Source organism: Streptomyces yatensis (assembly GCF_018069625.1).
In the GTDB taxonomy this organism is placed as follows: domain Bacteria; phylum Actinomycetota; class Actinomycetes; order Streptomycetales; family Streptomycetaceae; genus Streptomyces; species Streptomyces yatensis.
In genome coordinates this window covers 3,120,715-3,142,728 of the sequence record NZ_CP072941.1, presented here as the reverse complement: position 1 = coordinate 3,142,728, position 22,014 = coordinate 3,120,715, and the positions used below count along the sequence as shown (strand labels likewise).

At 73.0% G+C, this 22,014-nt stretch carries 3 protein-coding genes and 1 pseudogene; all 4 read left to right on the top strand.

Going from position 1 to position 22,014, the window contains the following annotated elements:
- Window positions 1-134: 134 nt before the first annotated feature.
- Window positions 135-6,593: pseudogene (locus J8403_RS12580) on the top strand (amino acid adenylation domain-containing protein); the annotation flags it as partial.
- Window positions 6,590-14,476 carry a non-ribosomal peptide synthetase gene (locus J8403_RS12575; protein WP_211123278.1) on the top strand — a complete coding sequence of 2,629 codons (7,887 nt, stop codon included), beginning with the start codon at window positions 6,590-6,592 and terminating at the stop codon, window positions 14,474-14,476. The pseudogene J8403_RS12580 and the gene J8403_RS12575, both read left to right, overlap by 4 nt.
- Window positions 14,473-21,585 carry an amino acid adenylation domain-containing protein gene (locus J8403_RS12570; RefSeq protein WP_211123277.1) on the top strand — a complete coding sequence of 2,371 codons (7,113 nt, stop codon included), beginning with the start codon at window positions 14,473-14,475 and terminating at the stop codon, window positions 21,583-21,585. Before J8403_RS12575 ends, J8403_RS12570 begins: the two co-directional genes overlap by 4 nt.
- 75 nt (window positions 21,586-21,660) lie before the next feature.
- Window positions 21,661-21,873 carry an MbtH family protein gene (locus tag J8403_RS12565; protein ID WP_211123276.1) on the top strand — a complete coding sequence of 71 codons (213 nt, stop codon included), beginning with the start codon at window positions 21,661-21,663 and terminating at the stop codon, window positions 21,871-21,873.
- Window positions 21,874-22,014: the final 141 nt, after the last annotated feature.

Here is a 22,014-nt window from a genome sequence, read left to right as displayed (position 1 = left end):
CGAGCCGTAGGGGAGGGACCCTCCACCCCGGCCTTCGCTGTGCCGTGAATTCCGTATCTCGTTCGTCGAATCCTCCACTGGCCACGCTCTTTTCGAGGGGTTCAGCAATGTCCGATCGCGTTCAGACCGCCACGCTTCCCGAGCTGTTCGAGGCACGGGTGCGGGTTTCGGCGGAAAGTGTCGCCGTGGTCTGTGGCGAGGAGTCGTTGACGTATGGGGAGGTGAATGCGCGGGCGAATCGGCTGGCGCGGTTGCTGATGGCGCGCGGGGTGGGTGTTGAGGACCGGGTGGGACTGGTATTGCCCCGGTCGGTGGATCTGGTGGTGGGGATTCTCGCGGTGCTGAAGGCCGGGGCGGTGTATGTGCCGGTGGATCCGGGTTATCCGGCCGACCGGGTGGCGTATGTGTGGGAGGACGCGGGGCCCTCGCTGGTGGTGACGGAGGCGGGTGTGGGAGTCCAGGTGCCGGCGGGGGTTCCGCTGGTGGCGCTGGACGACGCCGAGGTCGTCGCGGAGTTGGCGGGGCTGGACGGGTCGGATGTGGGAGTGCGGGTGTCGCCGGAGACGGCGGCCTATGTGATTTACACGTCCGGGTCGACGGGGCGGCCCAAGGGCGTTGTGGTGTCGCACGGGAATGTGGTGCGGCTTTTCGAGGCGACGCATGGGTGGTTCGGGTTCGGTGCGGATGATGTGTGGACGCTGTTCCATTCGTTTGCGTTCGACTTCTCGGTGTGGGAGTTGTGGGGTGCGTTGTTGCGGGGTGGGCGGTTGGTGGTGGTGCCGTTCGAGGTGAGTCGTTCGCCGGGGGAGTTTTTGCGGTTGCTGGCGGATGAGGGGGTGACGGTGCTGAATCAGACGCCGTCGGCCTTCTATCAGCTGATGCAGGCCGATCGTGAGGCGCCGGAGACCGGTGCCCGGTTGAAGCTGCGGTGGGTGGTGTTCGGCGGCGAGGCGCTGGATCTGTGGCGTCTCGAGGAATGGTTCGACCGGCACGGTGACACCGGTCCCGTGCTGGTGAACATGTACGGGATCACCGAGACGACGGTGCATGTGAGTTATGCGGCGCTGGGTTCCCGTATCGCGAAATCCGGTGCGGGGAGCGTCATCGGGGTCGGCATTCCCGACCTTCGGGTCTATGTGCTCGATGAAGACTTGCGGCCCGTGCCGATCGGTGTCTCCGGAGAGATGTATGTCGGGGGCGCCGGGGTGGCGCGTGGCTATTGGAACCGTCCCGGTTTGACGGCCGGGCGTTTCGTGGCGGACCCGTTCGGTCCGGCGGGTGCCCGGATGTACCGCACCGGAGACGTGGCGCGGTGGACCGATGGGGGCGTGCTGGAGTTCGTCGGGCGGGCGGATGACCAGGTGAAGGTGCGGGGTTTCCGTATCGAGCTGGGGGAGATCGAGTCGGTTCTGGGTGAGTGTGCGGGGGTGGGCCAGGCGGTGGTGGTGGTCCGTGAGGACCGTCCCGGTGATAAGCGGCTGGTCGCGTATGTGGTCCCGGACGCGGGCGCCGAGGTGGAGGCGAGGGTGCTGCGGGAGCATGCGGCGGGGCTGTTGCCGGAGCATATGGTGCCGTCTGCTTTTGTGGTGCTGGAGCGGTTGCCGTTGACGGTGAACGGCAAGCTGGACCGTAAGGCGCTGCCCGCGCCGGAGGCGCCGGTCAGTGCCGGGGGCCGGGCGCCGCGGACGCCGCGCGAGGAGATCCTGTGCGGGCTGTTCGCGGAGATCCTCGACGCGCCCCGGGTGGGCGCGGACGACAACTTCTTCGACCTCGGCGGGCATTCCCTCCTGGCCACGCGCCTGGTGTCCCGGATCCGCTCGGAGCTGGGCGCCGAGCTGACCGTCGGTGAGCTTTTCGAGGCCGCCACGCCCGCCGGCGTCGCCGAAGCCCTCACCTCGGCGGCCGTGGCCCGGGACGGCGTGCGCCGCTACGAACGCCCCGAGGTGCTGCCCCTGTCCCACGCCCAGCAGCGCCTGTGGTTCCTCGACCGGCTCGAGGACGGCGGCGCCACCTACAACCTGGCCTTCGAGATCACCCTCTCCGGTGAGTTGGACCGGGTGGCGTTGCGGGCGGCGTTGGGTGATGTGGTGGCGCGGCACGAGAGTCTGCGGACGGTGTTCGTGGAGGTGGATGGGGTGCCGCGGCAGGTGGTGCGGGCTTCGGTGGAGGTGCCGTTCACCGAGTCCGAGGTGGCGCGGGAGGGGTTGGCGGAGGCGCTGAGCGCCGCGGTGGCGCGGCCGTTCGACCTGGCGGCCGACGTCCTGCTGCGGGCCGACCTGTTCGCCCTGTCCGGGACCGAGCACGTCCTGTTGCTCACCATGCACCACATCGTCGCCGACGGCTGGTCGCTGATACCGCTGTCGACCGACCTCACCACGGCCTACCGCGCCCGCACCGCCGACGAGGCCCCGCAGTGGGCGGAATTGCCGGTGCAGTATGCGGACTTCGCGTTGTGGCAGCGTGAGGTGCTGGGTGGGGAGGGTGTCGAGGGGAGTGTGTTCGGCCGTCAGGTGGGTTTCTGGCGGGAGCGGTTGGCGGGGTTGCCGGAGGAGTTGGCGTTGCCGGTGGACCGGGCGCGTCCGGCGGTGCTGAGTGGGCGTGGTGGTGTGGTGGAGTTCGGGCTGTCGGCGCAGGTGCACCGGGGGTTGGTGCGGTTGGCGCGGGAGTCGCGGGCGAGTGTGTTCATGGTGGTGCAGGCGGCGTTGGCCGGGTTGTTGTCGCGGTTGGGTGCCGGGCAGGACATCGCGGTGGGCACGGCGGTCGCGGGCCGCACCGATGTGGCGTTGGACGACTTGGTCGGCTTCTTCGTGAACACGCTGGTGCTGCGCACCGACGTATCGGGTGACCCGTCCTTCCGTGAACTGGTGGACCGGGTGCGGGAGTCGGATCTGTCGGCGTTCGCGCATCAGGATGTGCCGTTCGAGCGGCTGGTCGAGCTGGTCAATCCGCAGCGGTCGGCCGCCCGCCACCCGCTGTTCCAGGTGATGCTCGCCCTCCAGAACAACCCGGACCCCGAGCTCGACCTGCCGGGCATCGACACGCGGATCCGCCAACTGCGCACCTCCACCGCCAAGTTCGACCTCACGCTGGACCTGGTCGAGCGCCATCAGGACCAGGACACACCCGCCGGGATCGAGGGTGTCGTCGAGTACAGCGTGGATCTGTTCGACCGGGAGACGGTCGAGGGGATGGTGGCGCGGTTTGTGCGGTTGCTGGAGGCGGTGGTCGCGGATCCGGAGGTGCGGCTGGGCCGGGTGGAGATCCTTTCCGGTCAGGAGCGCTCGCGGCTGTTGACGGAGTGGAACGGGCCGGTGCTGGAGGTGCCGGTGCGGTCGCTTCCGGCGCTGGTGGAGGCCCAGGTCGGGCGCACGCCGGAGGCGGTGGCGCTGGTCGAGGGCGAGGTGTCCTTGTCCTACCGGGAGTTGAACGCGCGGGCGAACCGGCTGGCGCGGCTGCTGGTGGGGATGGGTGTGGGTCCGGAGCAGATGGTGGCGCTGGCGTTGCCGCGTTCGGCTTCGCAGGTGGTGGCGTTGCTGGCGGTGGTCAAGGCCGGTGGTGCGTATCTGCCGGTGGATCCGGATTACCCGGCCGAGCGGATCTCGTACATGTTGGGTGATGCCGCTCCGGCGTTGCTGCTGACGGACCGGGCCACGGCTGCCGGGCTGCCGGAGGCACCCGGTCTGGCGCGGGTGGTGCTGGACGAGGAGGAGACCCGGGCGCGGGTCGATGCTCTGGCGGAGACGGATCTGGGCGATGGGGAGCGGTTGGTGCCGCTGTCGGTGGATCACCCGGCGTATGTCATCTACACCTCCGGCTCCACCGGCCGTCCCAAGGGCGTCGTCGTCACCCACCGCGGCCTGGCCTCGTTCTGCGGGACGGAGGCGGAGCGGTTCTTCGTCACCCCCGACAGCCGGGTGCTGCAGTTCGCCTCGCCCAGCTTCGACGCGGCGGTGCTGGAGGTGTGCATGGCCCTCCCGCACGGTGCGGCGCTGGTCGTCCCGCCGCCCGGGCCGCTCGTCGGGGACGCCCTCACCGAGGTGCTGGGAGGGCAGCGGATCACCCACGCGCTCATTCCGCCCGCCGCCCTCGCCGGGGTGACCCCCACGGGCCTGACCGACTTCCGCACCCTCATCGTCGGTGGCGAGGCATGCCCCGCCGAACTGGTGGAGCGCTGGTCGCCCGGGCGCCGGATGGTCAATGCCTACGGCCCGACGGAATCCACCGTCGCCGCCACCACCAGCGGCCCCCTCATCCCCGGGGCCGGGGCCCCGCCGATCGGCCGCCCGGTGTGGAACACCAGCGCCCTCGTCCTCGACGAGCGGCTGCGGCTCGCTCCCGTGGGCGTCGTCGGCGAGCTGTACATCGCGGGCGAGGGGCTCGCTCGCGGCTATCTCGGCCGCCCCGGGCTCACCGCCGAGCGGTTCGTGGCCCACCCGTATGGGCCACCGGGCACCCGGATGTACCGCACCGGCGACCTCGTCCGCCGGCGCGCCAATGGCGAGCTGGAGTACGTCGGCCGCGCCGACGACCAGGTCAAGCTGCGCGGCTTCCGCATCGAGCTCGGCGAGATCGAGACCGTGCTCGCCGGCCACCCGGACGTGGAACGCGCCGTGGTCGTCGTCCGCGAGGACCGCCCGGGCCATCGGCAGCTCGTCGGCTACATCGTGCCCGAGCCCGGTGCCGCCCCGCCCGATCAGCAGATCCTGCGCAAGCATGTGGCCGCCGCGCTCCCCGAGTACATGGTGCCGAGCGCGACCGTGGCACTCGGCCATCTGCCGCTGACCCCCAACGGCAAGCTGGACCAGAAGGCCCTGCCCGCCCCCGAACGCACCGCCGCCGCCCCGGGCCGCGCGCCCACCACGGCCCACGAGGAAACCCTGTGCCGGCTGTTCGCGGAGGTGCTCGGGGTGACCGAGGTGGGCGTCGACGAGAGCTTCTTCGATCTCGGCGGCGACAGCATCGTCTCCATCCAGCTCGTCAGCGGGGCCCGCAAGGCGGGGCTCGTCATCACCCCGCGCGACGTCTTCCGGCACCGCACGGTCGAGGCGCTCGCGGCCGTCGCCCGCGAGACCGGCGGGACGAGCCGCCCCGCGGCCGCGGACAGCGGCGTCGGCCCGGTCCGGGAGACGCCGATCATCACCTGGCAGCGCGAACGGGGCGGCCCGGTCGACCGGTTCAGCCAGACCATGCTGCTGCGGGTCCCGGCGGACCTGGGGCTCGGCCGGCTGCGGGAGGCCCTGCAGACCGTGCTGGACCACCACGACGTGCTCCGGATGCGCCTGACACGGCAGACGCCCGACGAGGCCTGGGCCATGGAGGTCCCCGAGCCCGGCGCCGTCCCGGCCGCCCCCCGGGTCACCCGGGTCGAGGTGGCGGGACTGGACGGCGACGCCCTGTCCGACCGCGTCACCGCCGAGTCGGCGCGCGCGCTGGACCGTCTCGCCCCCGCGACCGGCGGCATGGTCGAGGCGGTCTGGTTCGACGCCGGACCGGACCGGCCGGGACGGCTGCTGCTGGTCCTGCACCACCTCGTGGTGGACGGCGTCTCCTGGCGGATCCTGGTGCCCGATCTGACCGCTGCCTGGCAGGCCGCGGCGGCGGACCGGCCGGCCCGGCTCGAGCCCGTGGGCACGTCGTTCCGGACGTGGGCGGAACGCCTCGCCGAGGAGGCCCACAGCCCCCGGCGCACCGCCGAACTCCCGCTGTGGGAGCGGATGACCGCCGCTCCAGAACGCACCCTCGGCCGGCGCCCCCTCGACCCGGCCCGGGACACCGTCGGCACCGCCCGGTCCCTCACGCTGACCATGGACCCCGGACGCACCACCGCGGTGCTGACCGAGGTGCCCGCCGCCCTGAGCGCCTCGGTCAACGAGGTCCTGCTGACCGCCCTGGCCCTGGCGGTCACCGGCTGGCGCCGCGGACGCGAAGGCGGCGACAACACGGCCGTCCTCATCGACCTGGAGGGGCACGGCCGCGAGGAGTTCGCCCCGGACATCGACCTCTCCCGCACGGTCGGCTGGTTCACCAGCCTCTACCCCGTGCGGCTGGACCCCGGCCGCCCGGACCCGCGACAGGACCAGGGAAGGGCCGCCCTGAAGCGCGTCAAGGAGCAGCTGCGCGCCCTGCCGGACAACGGACTGGGCTACGGACTGCTGCGGCACCTCAACCCGCACACCGCGCGGGCCCTCACGACGCGCCCCGTACCGCAGATCTCGTTCAACTACCTGGGACGCTTCGCCGCCCCCTCCGAGGCCGGAGGAACGGACGCGGAGTGGACCGCCGACCCCCTGACGGACGTGCTGGGCGCCGGGGCCGACCCCGCCCTGCCGCTCGCACACTGCCTGGAAATCAATGTGCTGACACAAGACGGCGTGGACGGGCCCCGGCTGGCCGCCACCTGGTCGTGGCCGGACGGCGTGCTGTCCGAGCCCGAGGTGCGCGACCTCGCCGAGAGCTGGTTCACGGCACTGGACGCGCTGTCGGACCGGTCCGACCGGTCCGTGAGCAGTGGCTGGACTCCCTCGGACCTTCCGTTGGTGTCGTTGTCGCAGGCGGAGATCGACCTTTTGGAATCCGAGTGGAGGAACTCATGACCAAGCCGGGACTTGCCGACGTTCTGCCCCTGTCGCCCCTGCAGGAGGGCATGCTCTTCCTCGCCCTCTACGACGAGCGGTCGGTGGACGCCTACACCGTGCAGCTCGGCTTCGACCTCGAAGGCCGGGTCGACCCGGAGGGCCTGCGGGCCGCCGGGGCCGCGCTGCTGCGCCGCCACCCCAATCTGCGGGCCGGGTTCCGGCACGAGAAGCTCAGCCGGCCCGTCCAGGTCATTCCGCACGAGGTGGAACTGCCCTGGCAGGAGGCCGATCTGCGGGACGGCTCGGACGAGACGCGGCAGACGGCACTCGCCGAGCTGGTCGAGCGGGACCGCACCCGCCGCTTCGACCTCGCGGCACCGCCGCTGATCCGCTTCACCCTCGCCCGGCTCGCCGACGAGCGGTACCGCCTGGTGGTCACCCTGCACCACATCCTGCTGGACGGCTGGTCCTTCCCGCTGCTGGTCGATGACCTCTTCGAGCTGTACGCGCGGCGTGGCGACGAGAGCGGCCGGCCCAAGGTCACCCCGTACCGCGACTACCTCGCCTGGCTGTCCCGCCAGGACCGGGACGCCGCGGCCAAGGCGTGGCGCACCGCCCTCGACGGCGTCACCGAACCGACCCTCCTCGTACCGGGCGCCGGGCAGCGCGTGGACCGGATGCCCGAGGAGTTCAGCCTGGAGCTCCCCGCCGAGCTGACGGAGGGGCTGACGGCGCTGGCGCGGTCGCGGGGCTGGACGCTGAACACGGTGGTGCAGGGTGCGTGGGGTCTGCTGCTGGCGTCGCTGACCGGGCGTGACGATGTGGTGTTCGGCACCACGGTCTCGGGTCGGCCTCCGGAGGTTCCGGGGGTGGAGACGATGGTGGGGCTGTTCATCAACACCCTTCCGGTGCGGGTGCGGCTGGATCCGGCCGAGACGCTGGCGCAGCTCCTGGGGCGGCTCCAGGACCAGCACACCGAGCTGATGGACCACCAGCACCTCGGACTCACCCAGATCCAGCGGGAGCTGGGCACCGGTGCGCTCTTCGACACCCTCGCCGTCTTCGAGAACTACCCCTTCGACCCGTCCGGCCTCGACCGGACGGTGGACGGAGTGCGGGTCTCCGGCTTCTCCGGCGCGGAGGCCACCCACTACCCGCTGAGCCTCATCGCCTACCCGGGCGAGCGCATCCGGCTGCGCATCGGCCACCGCCCCGAGCTCGTCGGCCGCGCCGCGGCCGAGACCGCCGCGGAGCGGCTCACCCGCGTCCTGGCGGCCGTCGCCGCCGACCCCGACCAGCGGGTGGCCGCCGTCGACGCCCTGGCGGCCGACGAGCGCGAGAACGTGCTGGTCCGGTGGAACGCGACCGCGCGCGACGTGCGGCCCGACACGCTCCCGCGGCTCTTCGAGGCCCGCGCGGCGGCCGTGCGGAACCACCCGGCCGTGGCCTTCGACGGCACCGAGGTCTCCTACGCCGACCTCAACGCCCGGGCCAACCGGCTCGCCCGCCACCTCATCGCCCAGGGGGCCGGCCCCGAGCGGACCGTGGCCCTGGCCGTACCGCGCTCGGTGGACCTGATCGTCGCCCTGCTCGCCGTCACCAAGACCGGCGCCGCCTACCTCCCGGTGGACCCCGACCACCCCCGGGACCGCACCTCCTACGTCCTCTCCCAGGCCCGGCCCGCCCTGGTGCTCACCACCGCGGCCACCGTCCGGGACCTGCCCACGACGGCCGCGCCCGTCCTGGTCCTGGACGCGCCCGAGCAGGCCGCGGCGCTGGCGGGCTACGCGGACACCGACGTCCAGGACGCGGAGCGCACCGCGCCGCTGACCCCGGACCACCCCGCCTACGTCATCTACACCTCGGGCTCCACCGGCCGCCCCAAGGGCGTCGTCGTACCGCACCGGGGCATCGTCAACCGGCTCGCCTGGATGCAGGGGCAGTACGGGCTGGCCGCGGACGACCGGGTGCTGCAGAAGACCCCCGCCGGCTTCGACGTGTCGGTGTGGGAGTTCTTCTGGACCCTCACCGAGGGCGCCACGCTCGTCGTCGCCCGCCCCGGAGGCCACAAGGACCCGGCGTACCTCGCCGACCTGGTGTGCGCCCAGGGCGTCACCACGCTCCACTTCGTCCCGTCGATGCTGCGGGAGTTCCTCCAGGAGCCGGCCGCCGAACGGTGCACCGGACTGCGCCGCGTCATCTGCAGCGGGGAGGCGCTCCCCGACGCGCTGCGCGAGCGGTTCTTCTCCGTGCTGACGGCGGACCTGCACAACCTGTACGGCCCCACCGAGGCGTCCGTGGACGTCACGTACTGGCAGTGCGAGGCCGCTCACGCACCCGGCCCGGTGCCCATCGGCCGCCCGGTCTGGAACACCCGGACCCTGGTCCTGGACGCCATGCTGCGCCCGGTCGCCCCCGGTGTCGCCGGCGACCTCTACCTCGCGGGCGCGCAGCTGGCCCGTGGCTACCTCGACCGGCCCGACCTGACGGCCGAGCGTTTCGTCGCCGATCCGTTCGGCCCCGCGGGCAGCCGGATGTACCGCACCGGCGATGTGGCCCGCTGGACGGACCAGGGGGTCCTGGAGTTCCTCGGCCGCGCCGACGACCAGGTCAAGCTGCGCGGCTTCCGCATCGAACTCGGCGAGATCGAGGCGGCCCTGACCGGCCATCCGCGGATCGCCGCGGCGGCCGTCGTGGTCCGGGAGGACCGGCCCGGTGACCAGCGCCTGGTCGCCTACGCGGTCGCGGCGGACCCGGCGGACGCCCCCGACCTCGCGGACCTGCGCGCCCACCTGGCCACGGCGGTGCCCGAGTACATGGTGCCGTCGGCCTTCGTGGCCCTGGACCGGCTACCGGTGTCCGCCAACGGCAAGCTGGACCGCAAGGCCCTGCCCGCCCCCGACGCCGTGACCGGCGGAGCGGGACGCGCGCCGCGTACGCCCCGCGAGGAGATCCTGTGCGGGCTGTTCGCCGAGGTGCTCGGCGTCGAGCGGGTCGGCCCCGACGACGACTTCTTCGCGCTGGGCGGCCACTCGTTGCTGGCCACGCGCCTGGTGTCGCGGATCCGCTCCGCGCTGGGCGTGGAGCTGGCGGTGGGCGCGCTCTTCGAGGCGCCCACCGCGGCCCGGCTGGAGACCGAGCTCGCCCACGCCGGCGACGCGCGCCCGGGAGTGCGGCCGTACGTGCGCCCCGAGGTGCTGCCGCTGTCCCACGCCCAGCACGGCCAATGGGTGGTCAGCCGCATCGAGGAAGGGTCCTCGGCCTACCACATCCCCTACGCCACGCGTCTGTCCGGTGAGCTGGACCGGGTGGCGTTGCGGGCGGCGTTGGGTGATGTGGTGGCGCGGCACGAGAGTCTGCGGACGGTGTTCGTGGAGGTGGACGGGGTGCCGCGGCAGGTGGTGCGGGCTTCGGTGGAGGTGCCGTTCACCGAGTCCGAGGTGGCGCGGGAGGGGTTGGCGGAGGCGCTGAGCGCCGCGGTGGCGCGGCCGTTCGACCTGGCGGCCGATGTGCTGCTGCGGGCCGACCTGTTCGCCCTGTCCGGGACCGAGCACGTCCTGCTGCTCACCATGCACCACATCGGCTCGGACGGCTGGTCGCTCAGCCCCCTCGCCCGCGATCTGTCCGCCGCCTACACGGCCCGGCGCCAGGGCCGTGCGCCCGTGTGGTCCCAGCTGCCGGTGCAGTATGCGGACTTCGCGTTGTGGCAGCGTGAGGTGCTGGGTGGGGAGGGTGTCGAGGGGAGTGTGTTCGGCCGTCAGGTGGGTTTCTGGCGGGAGCGGTTGGCGGGGTTGCCGGAGGAGTTGGCGTTGCCGGTGGACCGGGCGCGTCCGGCGGTGCTGAGCGGGCGTGGTGGTGTGGTGGAGTTCGGGCTGTCGGCGCAGGTGCACCGGGGGTTGGTGCGGTTGGCGCGGGAGTCGCGGGCGAGTGTGTTCATGGTGGTGCAGGCGGCGTTGGCCGGGTTGTTGTCGCGGTTGGGTGCCGGGCAGGACATCGCGGTGGGCACGGCGGTCGCGGGCCGCACCGATGTGGCGTTGGACGACTTGGTCGGCTTCTTCGTGAACACGCTGGTGCTGCGCACCGACGTATCGGGTGACCCGTCCTTCCGTGAGTTGCTGGAGCGGGTGCGGGAGTCGGATCTGTCGGCGTTCGCGCATCAGGATGTGCCGTTCGAGCGGCTGGTCGAGGCGATCAACCCGCAGCGGTCGGCCGCCCGCCACCCGCTGTTCCAGGTGATGCTCAACCTCCAGAACAACCCCGAGCCGCAGCTGGCGCTCGACGGCGTCACGGTCGAGCCGCAGCCCGTCGACGTCGCCGTCAGCAAGTTCGACCTCAGCGTCGACCTGACCGAGCACCACGGCGGCGACGGCGCCGCCGGTGGTGTGCACGGCGAGATCCGCTACAGCGTGGATCTGTTCGACCGGGAGACGGTCGAGGGGATGGTGGCGCGGTTTGTGCGGTTGCTGGAGGCGGTGGTCGCGGATCCGGAGGTGCGGCTGGGCCGGGTGGAGATCCTTTCCGGTCAGGAGCGCTCGCGGCTGTTGACGGAGTGGAACGGGCCGGTGCTGGAGGTGCCGGTGCGGTCGCTTCCGGCGCTGGTGGAGGCGCAGGTGGCGCGGACGCCGGAGGCGGTGGCGCTGGTCGAGGGCGAGGTGTCCTTGTCCTACCGGGAGTTGAACGCGCGGGCGAACCGGCTGGCGCGGCTGCTGGTGGGGATGGGTGTGGGTCCGGAGCGGATGGTGGCGCTGGCGTTGCCGCGTTCGGCTTCGCAGGTGGTGGCGTTGCTGGCGGTGGTCAAGGCCGGTGGTGCGTATCTGCCGGTGGATCCGGATTACCCGGCCGAGCGGATCTCGTACATGTTGGGTGATGCCGCTCCGGCGTTGTTGCTGACGGACCGGGCCACGGCTGCCGGGCTGCCGGAGGCACCCGGTCTGGCGCGGGTGGTGCTGGACGAGGAGGAGACCCGGGCGCGGGTCGATGCTCTGGCGGAGACGGATCTGGGCGATGGGGAGCGGTTGGTGCCGCTGTCGGTGGATCACCCGGCGTATGTCATCTACACCTCCGGCTCCACCGGCCGTCCCAAGGGCGTCGTCGTCACCCACCGCTCCCTGTCCGACTACCTGGACTGGACGAGCCGGTCCTACCCGAGCGCGGCCGGCGCCGCGCTGCTGCACTCGCCGGTCTCCTTCGACCTCTCGGTGACCGCGCTCTACACCCCCCTCGTCGTCGGCGGCGCGGTGCACCTCGCGGCGCTGGAGGAGGACCCCACGGCCGAGCGGGCCCTGGCCGGGCGCCCGGTGACCTTCCTGAAGGCCACCCCCAGCCATCTGCCGCTGCTGGCGGCCCTCCCCGACGCCTTCTCGCCCGGCAATGAACTCCTGCTGGGCGGCGAGGCCCTCTTCGGCGAGGCGCTGCGGGACTGGCGCCGCCGTCACCCCGGGGCCACCGTGCTGAACGTGTACGGGCCCACCGAAGGGACCGTCAACGTCGCGGAGTTCCGCATCGAGCCCGGTGACGAGGTGCCGTCCGGTCCCGTGCCGATCGGCCTCCCGCAGGGCAACGCGCGCCTCTACGTCCTCGACGAGGGGCTGCGGCTCGCCCCGCCCGGAGTGGCGGGCGAGCTGTACATCGCGGGAACCGCCCTGGCCCGCGGCTACCTCAACCGTGCCGCGCTGACGGCGGAGCGCTTCGTCGCCGACCCGTACGGCGCGCCGGGCGCCCGGATGTACCGCACCGGCGACCTCGCCCGCCGCCGCGCCGACGGCAACCTCGAGTACGTCGGCCGCGCCGACGACCAGGTCAAGGTGCGCGGCTTCCGCATCGAGCTCGGCGAGATCGAGACCGTGCTCGCCGGTCACCCGGACGTGGAACGCGCCGTGGTCGTCGTCCGCGAGGACCAGCCGGGCGAGCGGCGCCTGATCGGCTACGCCGTGCCCGCCGCGGGAGCCCGCCCCGACCCGGCGGCGCTCCGGGCCCGGGTCGCGGACGCGGTGCCGGACTACATGGTGCCCGCCGCGGTCGTCCTGCTGGACGCGCTGCCGCTGACCGCGCACGGCAAGCTGGACCGGGCGGCGCTGCCCGCGCCGGACTTCGCCACCACGGTCACCAAGCAGGGGCCGCGCACCTCGCAGGAGGAGATCCTCTGCGAGATCTTCGCGGATCTGCTCGACCTGTCCGAAGTCGGTGTGCACGACAGCTTCTTCGACCTCGGCGGCGACAGCATCATCTCCATCCAGCTGGTCAGCCGGGCCCGCAAGGCCGGGCTCTCGCTCACCCCCCGGGCCGTCTTCCAGCACAAGACGGTCGAGGCGCTGGCGTCCCACGCGGGCACCGTCGGCAAGCGCGTCGGCAAGGGGACCGACACCGGGGTCGGCTCGGTGCCGCTCACCCCGATCATCCACCGGCTGCGCGACCGCGGCGGCCCGATCGGCAAGTACGCCCAGTCGGTGCTGCTGCAGGTCCCCGCCGACCTCGGGGAGGGCCCGCTGGAGACCACGGTGCAGACCGTGCTCGACCACCATGACGCCCTGCGCATGCGGCTGACCCGTCCGGAGGGCGGTGGCGAGTGGTCGCTGGAGGTGCCGCCGCGCGGCACCGTGCGCGCGGCCGAGTCCCTCACCCGGGTCGACGTCGCGGGGCTGAGCGCGGACGCGCTGCGGGCCGTCATCGAGACCGAGGGGGAGAGCGCGTGGGCGCGGCTCTCGCCCGAGCAGGGGCGGATGCTCCAGGCGGTCTGGTTCGACGCGGGCCCCGAGGCCTCCGGCCGGCTCCTGGTGATCATCCACCACCTGGTCGTGGACGGCGTCTCCTGGCGCATCCTGGAGACCGACCTTGAGGCGGCCTGGCAGGCGGCCAAGGAGGGCCGCCCGGCCGAACTCCAGCCGGTCGGGACCTCGTTCCGGCGCTGGGCCGAGCACCTGGTCGCCTCCGCGTACGCCGCCGAGCGGGTCAAGGAGGCGGAGCTGTGGTCCAGCACCCTGGACGTGCCGGACCCGCTGCTCAGCGAGCGGCCCCTGGACCCGTCGCAGGACATGAACCACACCATGGGCGGGCTGTGGCAGATCCTGCCGCCCGAGCTGACCGGGCCCGTCCTCACCAAGGTCCCGGCGGCGTTCAACGCCGGCATCAACGACGTGCTGCTCACCGCGCTCGCCCTGGCGGTCGCCCAGTGGCGGCACTCCCGCGGCGGTGAGGACCACCCGGCCGTCCTCGTCGACCTGGAGGGACACGGCCGCGAGGAGTTCACCGACGGTGTCGACCTGTCCCGGACGGTCGGCTGGTTCTCCAGCATCTACCCGGTGCGCCTGGACCCCGGCCGGCTCGACTGGCGCGAGGTCCTGGCCGGCGGCCCGGCCGTCGGGGACGCGCTCAAGCGCGTGAAGGAGCAGCTGCGCGCCACCCCCGACAACGGCCTCGGCTTCGGGCTGCTGCGCCACCTCAACCTGGACACCAAGCCCGTCCTGGCCGGCTTCCTGCCCCGCCAGATCGGCTTCAACTACCTGGGCCGGTTCGACATGGCGGGCCGCGCCGAGTACGCCGACTGGGCGGCGGCGCCGGAGAAGGCCCCCGGGTTCTCCGACCAGGACGCCCCGATGATGTACGCCCTGTCCCTCAACGCGGTCACCGAGGACCACGCCGACGGCCCCCGGCTGCGGGTCGCCTGGGCCTTCCCCGGCGCCCTGTTCCGCGAGCCCGAGGTCAAGGAGCTCAGCGAGATCTGGGCCCAGGTGCTCCAGGCCCTGGTCACCCATGTCGAGGGCGGCGGCGCCTCCGGCGGCCACACGCCCTCGGACCTGCCACTGGTGTCGCTGAGCCAGCAGGAGATCGACGAACTCGAAGACGAGTTGGACGACGAGTCGGACGAAGACGAGCTCGACGAGGAGTGGGGGATCACCCGGTGAAGCAATCCCGGATCGAGGATGTACTGCCCCTGGGGCCGTTGCAGGAGGGACTGCTGTTCCACGCCCTGTACGACACCGAGGGAATCGACCCCTACACCGTGCAGAGCGTGTTCCACCTCGAGGGCGACATCGACACCGACGCCCTCAGGGCCGCCGGCCGCGCCCTGCTCAAGCGGCACGCCGTGCTGCGCGCCGGGTTCCGGCACAAGGGCGGGGAACGCCCGATGCAGGTCATCCGGCGCGAGGTGCCCCTGCCCTGGCAGGAGCACGACCTCGGCGGCATCGAGGACGAGGAGCGCCGCGAGGAGGCCGCGCAGCGCATCGTGGACGAGGACCGCACCCGCCGGTTCGACATGGCCAGACCGCCGCTGATGCGGTTCACCCTGGTCAGGATGGGCCCGAAGGACCACCGGCTGCTGCTGACCAAGCACCACATCCTCATGGACGGCTGGTCCTCGCCGATCGTGGCGGGGGAGTTCTTCGAGCTGTACGCCCGCGGCGGGGACGCCTCCGGCCTGCCGCCGGTCACCCCGTACCGCGACTACCTCGCCTGGCTGGCGAAGCAGGACACCACCGCCGCCGAGGCGGCCTGGCGCACCGCGCTGGCGGGTCTGGCCGAGCCGACCCTGCTCGCGCCGCGGGCCACGGGCCACGCCGATGTGGTCCCCGACGAGCTGAGCGCCTCGCTGTCCGCCGAGCTGACGGAGGGGCTGACGGCGCTGGCGCGGTCGCGGGGCTGGACGCTGAACACGGTGGTGCAGGGTGCGTGGGGTCTGCTGCTGGCGTCGCTGACCGGGCGTGACGATGTGGTGTTCGGCACCACGGTCTCGGGTCGGCCTCCGGAGGTTCCGGGGGTGGAGACGATGGTGGGGCTGTTCATCAACACCCTTCCGGTGCGGGTGCGGCTGGATCCGGCCGAGACGCTGGCGCAGCTCCTGGGGCGGCTCCAGGACCAGCACACCGAGCTGATGGACCACCAGCACCTCGGACTCACCCGGATCCAGGGCCTGGCCGGTGTCGGCACCCTCTTCGACACCCTCGTCCTCTTCGAGAACTACCGGGTGGACTCCGGGACGGTCGAGTCCTCCCTCTCCGGCGCCCGGGTCACCGGCGGCTCCGGCCGGGACGCCACCCACTACCCGCTGAGCCTCGCCATGGCCCCCGGGCCCACGATGCTGCTCAAGGTGGGCTACCGCCCCGATGTGTTCGACCGCGCGACGGTCGCCTCCCTGGTCGACCGGCTCACCCGGTTCTTCGAGGCCGTGGTCGAGGACCCCGGGCAGCTCGTCGGGCGGGTGGACGCGCTCGACCCGGCCGTCCGCCGCCAGGTGCTGGTGGACTGGAACGACACCGCGCGCGAGGTGCCCGCCACGACGCTGCCCGCGATGTTCCAGGAGCAGGTGGCGCGCACCCCGGACCACCTCGCGGTGGTGCACGGCGACACCCGCCTCGGCTACGCCGAGCTCAACGAGCGGGCCAACCGGCTCGCCCACCACCTGATCTCCCTGGGCGCGGGCCCGGAGAAGCTGGTGGCGCTGTCGCTGCCCCGCAACGACCGCACCCTGGTGGCGGTCCTCGCGGTGCTCAAGTCGGGCGCCGGATATCTGCCCATCGACCCCAAGTACCCGGCCGACCGCATCGCGTACATCGTCCAGGACGCCGCGCCGGCGCTGGTGCTCACCGAGTCGGGAGTCGACGCGGCCCTGCCCGCGACCGGCCACCGGGTGGTCGTCCTCGACGACCCCGAGGTGGAGCGGGCCCTGGAGCACAGCCCGGCGACCGATCCGGCCGACGGCGACCGCCTCCACCCGCTGCACCCCGCCTCGCCCGCGTACGTCATCTACACCTCGGGCTCCACCGGCCGCCCCAAGGGCGTCGCCGTGCCGCACCGCGCGGTGGTCAACCTCGCGGCCTGGGCGCGCACCGCCCTGGGCGCCGAGCGGCTGGCCCGGGTGCTGTTCACCACGTCGCTGAGCTTCGACGTCTCCGTCTTCGAGATGTTCGGGACGCTGATGTCCGGCGGCACCCTCGAGGTCCTGGACGACCTCCTCGCGCTCGCCGAACGGCAGAGCGCGCAGCTGCCCGGCACCGTGGTCAGCGCCGTGCCCTCGGCGCTGGCCCAGCTGGTCGGCCAGGGGGATGTGCGGCTCACCGCCGACACGGTGCTGCTGTGCGGCGAGCGGCTGGGCACCCAGGCCGCCGTGGACATCCAGAAGACCCTGTCGGCCGGCCGGCTGTCCAATGTGTACGGCCCCACCGAGGCCACGGTCTACGCCACGGCGTGGGACACCGACGCCCCGGTGGAGTCGGCGCCGCCCATCGGCCGTCCGCTGCACAACTACCGGGCACTGGTCCTGGACCGCTGGCTGCGGCCGGTCGCCCCCGGTACCGACGGCGAGCTGTACCTCGCCGGGGAGGGCGTGGCCCGGGGCTATCTGAACCGGCCCGGCCTCACGGCGGAGCGCTTCGTCGCCGACCCGTACGGACCCGCGGGCAGCCGGATGTACCGCACCGGGGACCGCGCCCGGTGGAGCCCCGACGGGCTCCTGGAATGCCTCGGCCGCACCGACGACCAGGTCAAGCTGCGCGGCTTCCGCATCGAACTCGGCGAGATCGAGTCGGTCATGGCCGCTCACCCCGGCGTGGGCCACGCGGCCGCGGTCGTCCGGGAGGACCAGGAGGGTGACCGGCGCCTGGTCGGCTACGTGGTCGCCGACCCCGGGAGCCGGCCCGACCTGGCCGCCCTGCGCACCCGGCTCGCGGCCACCCTGGCCGAGTACATGGTGCCGTCGGCGTTCGTCACGCTGCCCGAGCTGCCCATGACCGCCAACGGGAAGCTGGACCGCAAGGCGCTGCCCGCCCCCGAGGTGGCCGGCGCCTCGGCGCGCCCGCCGCGCTCCCCGCAGGAGGAGATCCTGTGCGGCCTGTTCGCCGAGGTCCTCGGCGTCGAACGGGTCGGTGTGGACGACAACTTCTTCGACCTGGGCGGGCATTCGCTGCTCGCCACCCGACTGGTGTCCAGGGTCCGCTCCGCGCTGGGCGTGGAGCTGGCCATCCGCTCCCTGTTCGAGGCCGCCACTCCGGCCCGGCTCGCGGGCCTGGTGGCCGGGGCCGGAACGGCCCGCACCCCGCTGACCGCACAGCCGCGGCCCGCGGAGCTCCCGCTGTCCTTCGCCCAGCGGCGGCTGTGGTTCCTCGACCGCCTCGGCGACGACCGCGGCGCCTACAACATCCCCACCGCGATGCGGCTCGCGGGCCAGGTGGACCGGGCCGCCCTCGAGACCGCCCTCCGCGATGTCGTGGCCCGGCACGAAAGCCTGCGGACGGTGTTCCACGAGCGGGACGGGGTGCCCCGGCAGGTCGTCCTGGACTCCGCCGAGATCTCCCTCCCCCACTCCGAGGTGCGCGAGGAGGACCTGCCCGACGCCCTCAACGCGGAGGTCACCGCCCACTTCGACCTGGCCGCGGCGATCCCCGTACGGGCCCGTCTGTTCTCCCTCGGCGACACCGACCATGTGCTGCTGGTGACCATCCACCACATCGCCTCGGACGGCTGGTCCATGGGCCCGCTCGCCCGCGACCTGTCCACGGCCTATGTGGCACGGCTGGGCGGCGACACCCCCGACTGGGCCGAACTCCCCGTGCACTACGCGGACTTCACCCTCTGGCAGCGCGAGATGCTGGGCGAGGAGGGCGATCCGGACAGCCCGATCGCAGGACAGCTCGCCTACTGGAAGGAGAACCTGGACCGGCTCCCCGAAGAGCTGCCGCTGCCCGCCGACCGGCCGCGGCCCGCCGTCGCCTCCGGCCGCGGCGGTGCCGTGCTCTTCCGGATCGACCCCGAACTGCACGCCTCGCTCGGCCAGCTGGCGCGGTCCGGCCGGGCCACGCTGTTCATGGTCCTCCAGGCCGGCCTGGCCACCCTGCTCACCCGGCTCGGCGGCGGCACCGACATCCCCGTCGGCACCCCGGTCGCCGGCCGCACCGACGAGGCGCTGGACGATCTCATCGGCTTCTTCGTCAACACGCTCGTCCTGCGCACCGACACCTCGGGGGCGCCGACCTTCAAGGAGCTGATCGAGCGGGTCCGGGAGCGGGACCTGAGCGCCTTCGCGCACCAGGACGTCCCGTTCGAGCGGCTGGTGGAGGTCCTCAACCCGGAGCGCTCCCAGGCCCGCCACCCACTGTTCCAGGTGCTGCTCACCCTGCAGAACACCGCGGACACGGAGGTGGCGCTGCCCGGCCTGAACGCCACGCCCCAGCCGGTGTCGCTGGACATCAGCAAATTCGACCTGAGCCTGGAGCTCAGCGAGGAACTGCTGGCCGACGGCGCCGCCGACGGCATCGACGGCGCCCTGCGCTACAGCACGGACCTCTTCGACCACGACACCGCCGAGGCGCTCGCCCAGCGGCTGATCCGCGTGCTGCGGACCATGGCCGCCGCACCCGACACCTCCATCGCCGACGTCGACGTACTGACCCCGGACGAGCGCGAGCGGGTCCTGCGGGGCTGGAACGACACCGCCCACCAGGTGCCCGCCGCCACCCTGCCCGCGCTGTTCGAGGCGCAGGCGGCCCGCACTCCCGACCGGCCGGCGCTGGTCTTCGAGGGGGCCACCCTCGGCTACGCGGAGCTCAACGCGCGGGCCAACCGCCTCGCGCGGCTGCTCATCGAGCGCGGAGTGGGCCCCGAGGGCTGCGTGGCCATCGCCGTGCCGCGCTCCCCGGAACTGGTCGTGGCGCTGCTCGCGGTGGTCAAGACCGGCGCGGCCTATCTGCCGGTGGACCCCGACTACCCGGCGGACCGCATCCGCCTCATGCTGGAGGACGCGGCCCCGGCGCTGCTGCTGACGACCACGGAGACGGCCACCGGACTGCCCGTCGAGGCGTCCGTACCGGTCCTGGCGCTGGACGCGCCCGGCACCCTGGACACCCTCGCCGGGCTCCCGGCCGGCGACGTCCCCGACGGCGAGCGGCGCGCACCGCTGCACCCCGCCGCGCCCGCCTACGTCATCTACACCTCCGGCTCCACCGGCCGCCCCAAGGGCGTGATGGTGCCGCACTCGGGCATCGTCAACCGGCTCGCCTGGATGCAGGCGCGCTACGGCCTCACCGCAGAGGACCGTGTGCTGCAGAAGACGCCCGCCGGGTTCGACGTCTCCGTCTGGGAGTTCTTCTGGCCGCTGCTCGAAGGCGCGGCGCTCGTCGTCGCCCGGCCCGAGGGCCACAAGGACCCCGCCTATCTGGCCGAGCTGATCCAGGCCGAGCGCGTCACCACGGTCCACTTCGTGCCCTCGATGCTCCAGGTGTTCCTCCAGGAGCCGGGCGCCGCCCGGTGCACCGGACTGCGCCGCGTGCTGTGCAGCGGTGAGGCGCTGCCGCGGGAGCTGCAGGACGAGTTCCTGCGCACCCTGGACGCCGAACTGCACAACCTGTACGGCCCGACCGAGGCATCGGTGGACGTCACCTCCTGGGAGTGCGAGCGCACGGCGCCGCCGGGCCCGGTGCCCATCGGCCGGCCGGTGTGGAACACCCGGCTGTACGTGCTCGACGAGGCGCTGCGGCCGGTGCCGCCCGGGGTGCCCGGCGATCTGTACCTGGCGGGCGTCCAGCTCGCCCGGGGCTATCTGGGCCGCCCCGGCCTGTCGGCCGAACGGTTCGTCGCCGACCCCTTCTCCGCCGACGGCGGCCGGATGTACCGCACGGGGGACATCGCCCGGTGGCGGCCCGACGGCGCCCTGGACTTCCTCGGCCGCGCCGACGACCAGGTGAAGCTGCGCGGCGTCCGGATCGAACTGGGCGAGATCGAGGCGGTGCTGGCCCGCCACGCGGAGGTGGCGCACAGCGCGGTCGTCGTCCGGGAGGACCAGCCCGGCGACCGGCGCCTGGTGGCGTACGTCGTCGCCCGGGCCGCCGGCGGCGAACCGAGGCCGGCGGCCCTGCGCGACCACCTGGCGGCCGAGGTGCCCGAGTACATGGTGCCGTCCGCCTTCGTGACGCTGCCCGAGCTGCCGCTGACCCCCAACGGCAAGCTGGACCGCAAGGCGCTGCCCGCCCCCGGGGCACCCGCCGGCGTCGCGGGCCGCGCCCCGCGCAATCTGCGCGAGCAGTTGCTGTGCGGGGTGTTCGCCGAGGTGCTGGGGCTGCCCCGGGTCGGGATCGACGACAACTTCTTCGAGCTGGGCGGCCATTCGCTGCTCATGGTGCGGCTCGCCAACCAGGTGCGGCTGGCCTTCGGCGTCGACCTGACGATCCGGACCGTCCTCAACACCCCGACCGTCGCGGGCCTCGCCGAGCGGCTGTACGAGCTGGACCACGGCGACGACCTGGACGTACTGCTGCCCCTGCGGCGGCAGGGCTCCCTGCCCCCGCTGTTCTGCATCCACCCCGGCACGGGCGTCGGCTGGCCCTACACCCGGCTCATCCCCGAGGTCGACCGCGACCGTCCCATCTACACCTTCCAGGCCAGGGGGCTCCGGGACCTCGCCGAACTGCCCGAGACCATCGAGGAGGTCATCGAGGACTACCTCGGCCAGATCCGGGAGATCCAGCCGCACGGCCCCTACCACCTGCTCGGCTGGTCCCTCGGCGCGGCCCTCGCCCAGGGCATCGCCACCCGCCTCCAGGCGTCCGGCGAGGAGGTCGCCCTGCTGATGAGCCTGGACGGCTATCCGATGGACGCGGCGCCGGTCAACACCGAGCCATGGAGCCGGCAGCAGTTCCTGCTGGAACTCCTGGAGGTCGCCGGCATCGACCTCGGCCACGACGGCCCGCTGGACCGCGACGAGGTGATGGAGGCCATCCGCAAGGAGGGCTCGCCGTTCGCCACGCTCAGCGCGGCGCAGTCGGAGAACATGTTCCGGATCTACCGGAACTTCGCCGTGGTGAGCGAGGCGTTCACCCCCGACCGCTTCACCGGGGACATGGTCATCTTCCGGGCCGCCCGCTCCAGCGAGGAGCTCGGGCTGGAGCCGCACGCCTGGGACCGGTACGTGGACGGCCGGGTCGAGGTCCATGACATCGACTGCGTCCACGGCGAGATGACCCAGCCGGTGGCCATGCGGGTCATCGGGCCGATCCTGCGGGACCGGCTCCGCGCCGGCGACTGACCCGGCGCCTTCCGCCCCGGGGGCCTCCCGGGGCACCGAGAAACCTTCGGGAACCGAAACAAGGAGAGAAACGACATGAGCAACCCGTTCGAGAACGCCGAGGGCCGCTTCTTCGTCCTGGTCAACGAGGAGCGGCAGTACTCCCTCTGGCCGGCGTTCGCCGAGGTCCCGGCCGGCTGGACGGTCGTCCACGGCGAGGACACCCGCGACGCGTGCCTCGACCACATCAACCAGAACTGGACCGACATGCGGCCCAAGAGCCTGGTCGACGCGATGAGCGCCGCCTGACCCCACCGCCCCACCACGCCAGGCCCGGGAACGGCCGCACCCACCCGTGCGGCCGTCCCCGGGCCGGGGCCCGCCCGCCGTCGACACCGCCGCCGCGCGAGAGCGCGCCACCGATACGCGAGTCTCACTGCGACCGAGGAT